The 2504-nt window shown below is 43.0% G+C and carries 3 protein-coding genes and 1 pseudogene; 1 reads left to right on the top strand and 3 read right to left on the bottom strand.

Going from position 1 to position 2504, the window contains the following annotated elements:
* The first annotated feature begins 69 nt into the window (after nucleotides 1-69).
* A complete protein-coding gene (locus tag ACX3PU_RS10240) occupies nucleotides 70-513 on the top strand; it encodes a hypothetical protein (protein ID WP_459084936.1) in 444 nt (147 codons plus the stop codon).
* A 244-nt stretch (nucleotides 514-757) separates the two neighbouring features.
* Here the strand turns inward: ACX3PU_RS10240 and ACX3PU_RS10235 are convergent, their stop codons facing one another.
* From ACX3PU_RS10235 to ACX3PU_RS10225, 3 genes and pseudogenes are all read right to left on the bottom strand, one after another.
* Nucleotides 758-1864 carry an IS91 family transposase gene (locus ACX3PU_RS10235; RefSeq protein ID WP_459084938.1) on the bottom strand — a complete coding sequence of 369 codons (1107 nt, stop codon included), beginning with the start codon at nucleotides 1862-1864 and terminating at the stop codon, nucleotides 758-760.
* Nucleotides 1848-2054 carry a tyrosine-type recombinase/integrase gene (locus ACX3PU_RS10230; RefSeq protein WP_459084937.1) on the bottom strand — a complete coding sequence of 69 codons (207 nt, stop codon included), beginning with the start codon at nucleotides 2052-2054 and terminating at the stop codon, nucleotides 1848-1850. The genes ACX3PU_RS10235 and ACX3PU_RS10230 overlap by 17 nt, the downstream gene beginning before the upstream one ends.
* A gap of 152 nt (nucleotides 2055-2206) precedes the next feature.
* Nucleotides 2207-2440, bottom strand: a pseudogene (locus ACX3PU_RS10225) (tyrosine-type recombinase/integrase); the annotation flags it as partial.
* Nucleotides 2441-2504 lie beyond the last annotated feature (64 nt).

The raw sequence follows: 2504 nt of genomic DNA, 5'->3' as shown, positions 1-2504 counted from the left end.
CCGCACTACGTATAGCCTAGACCGTTGTGTGCAATGTTTCGAAAATACCGTTTAAAAATATTGAATACTATGAATGGAAAAATAAAATTGAAATTAAATCAAAAATCTTCAATAAATAATAATGCATACGAAATTTTTATTGACGATGAATTTGTTGGAAATGTGGATTACAAAAACCCAAAATTAGATTTTGTAACAAATTTTGGAAACCATAGAATTCTTGTAAAAAGTAAAGATTTTGAAAAAGAACACAATTTTATATTAAGTTCACGAAAAATAATTGTGCCAATTGAAATTAATGAAAATTTCTTTTGGACAAAGACACCGGGAGAATTACCAAAATTAGTGAACGGTTTTATCATCGGATTGCTTTTGCTTTATACACTGGTCATAACTTTTCTGCTTTATAAAAATGAAATAGATTTTAAATATCCTTTAATCATTCCTCTTTTTCTATTGCTATTTACTAATGCATTTTATAAGTACCAAAAATTTGAATTAAACTTTAAATAAGCACTGCACACAATAACTAAGCTTTCGTCTTGTCCGCAGGACACGAGATGAAAGCCCGTTGAACGGAAGCTCCGGTAGCTTTTCAGCGGTATTTTGGCAGTCTATGGAGTTTTCGATTTTAGAATTTAGGATCACAAAGCAGTTTTTCGGAAGGACTGCTTTTTTTTGTGGCCTTTTGTGGTCTTTGTGGGTGTTTTCTGCTGTTTTTCTTCGCTGCAGAACACAGATTCCCTTACCCACAAGTTTATTCTGCAGACAAAGGTTGGGTGACGAAAAGAAAATCCTGCGGCGGACCGCGCTGGCCGAAAATGGCAATGGTGACTAAATTCCCTTGCTTGCAGCACTGGCATTTATTGAGCAAAGTTTTGGGTGGTACCTCCTGGATCTTGATCTTTAAATCGGATTGCAAGGCCTGCAGTTTCCCACGCTTCCAGCTGCTGCTCAGGATGCCGTAATGGCGGATCCTTACAAATCTTTTCGGCAGAATATGAAGACTGAAGCGCCGGATAAACTCCTGGTTGCTCAGGGTCATTTCCTTTTTTTCGCCGCCTTTGCGGTAATCCTTGTACTCAAAACGGACCTGCTGATCCGTCACTTCTTTTATGCGGTGATTGCTGATGGCGACCTTGTGGGTGTATCTTCCCAGATATTCGATCACCTGTTTGGGGCCGCCAAAAGGCCGCTTGGCATACACAACCCAATTTTTGGAAAAAAGTTTTTCGGTAAGAGCGTGGTCAGTAATTCCACAAAGCCTCAGTAAAGCCACAAACTTTGCCCGGAACACTTTGCTCAGTGCTTTCACCGGAAACAGATATTTGTCGGTCCTTACTTTCTTTCTCCATTTTCCCTGCCTCGTGAGGCCACCGCCCGGAACAATGCAGTGCAGGTGCGGATGAAGGCTCAGGTTCTGTCCCCAAGTGTGCAAAACACCAATCATGCCCAGCTGCAGGCCTTCGGTTTTGCCGAACTGGTTTAAAGTGGCCCAGGCGGCCTCAAACAAGGCTTTGTAAATGAGTTGGGGCTGGGATATTGCTAGCCCATTCAACTCCTGCGGCAGTGTAAAAACCACATGATAATAGGTGCACGGCAGCAAGTCCTGTTCGCGTTTCTGGATCCATTCTTCCTTTTTGTGTCCCTGACACTGTGGACAATGCCGGTTACGGCAGGAGTTGTAGCTGATGGAAAGGTTCCCGCAACCGTCACACGTATCAATATGACCACCCAAGGCAGAAGTCCGGCAGTTGGACAAAGCCCGCAGCGTCTTTTCCTGATGAGCTGTAAAGTTATGGGTCGATAAATTGATTTTGCGAAGAACTTCTGCTACACTTCCGTCATTACTTCGGGCCTGCATTCCTGCTGCATAAAGTGAATACTGTGTCCAAAGGACTGTGAGCGGTTTTATGTTCGAGCTGGCAGACATGAAGATATTCCATGGTCGCTTCGATTCTTTCATGACCCAAAAGTTTTTGAACCATAATGATCGACACACCGTCTTCCAGCAGATGAGTCGCATAACTGTGGCGTAGCGTGTGGGTATGCACCTCTTTGGTGATGCCGGCTTTTTTAGAGATGGTTTAATCACCCACTGCACACCGCGCTGACTGTAGCGGGAATCAAAATCAGGTTTTTGTAAAGCGCTTTGATCTGTTTTTAAATCAATCTCTTCAATATTTCTGTTTTGATTTCCATTGAATAAATACTGATCCGGATTTTCAACTTTAATAAAAGTTTTCAGTCCCCGGATCAAATGTTCCGATAAAGGCACATACCGGTCCTTGCCACCTTTTGCCTGTACAATGTGAAGCATCTTTCGGTCAAAATCCAGGTGCCGGAGTTCGATACTCCGAACTTCCATGCACCTGAGGCCGCACCCGTAAATCAAACCGATGAGCAGTTTGTGTTTCAGAAGTTCGGCGGCCTGAAGCATACGCCAGATCTCTTCCCGACTTAGGATTACAGGAAGCTTCTTTACTTTAGCAATGGTGGGAAGG

It is taken from the genome of Chryseobacterium sp. A301 (assembly GCF_054489425.1).
The sequence above is the reverse complement of the archived record's forward strand: the minus strand, read 5'-3'. Positions and strand labels throughout refer to the sequence as shown.

What these genes read in the sequence shown, in the direction of transcription:
- ACX3PU_RS10240 (WP_459084936.1), top strand. Translation starts at nt 70, where the DNA reads ATGAATGGAAAAATAAAATTGAAATTAAATCAAAAATCTTCAATAAAT.
- ACX3PU_RS10235 (WP_459084938.1), bottom strand. Translation starts at nt 1,864, where the DNA reads ATGCAGGCCCGAAGTAATGACGGAAGTGTAGCAGAAGTTCTTCGCAAA.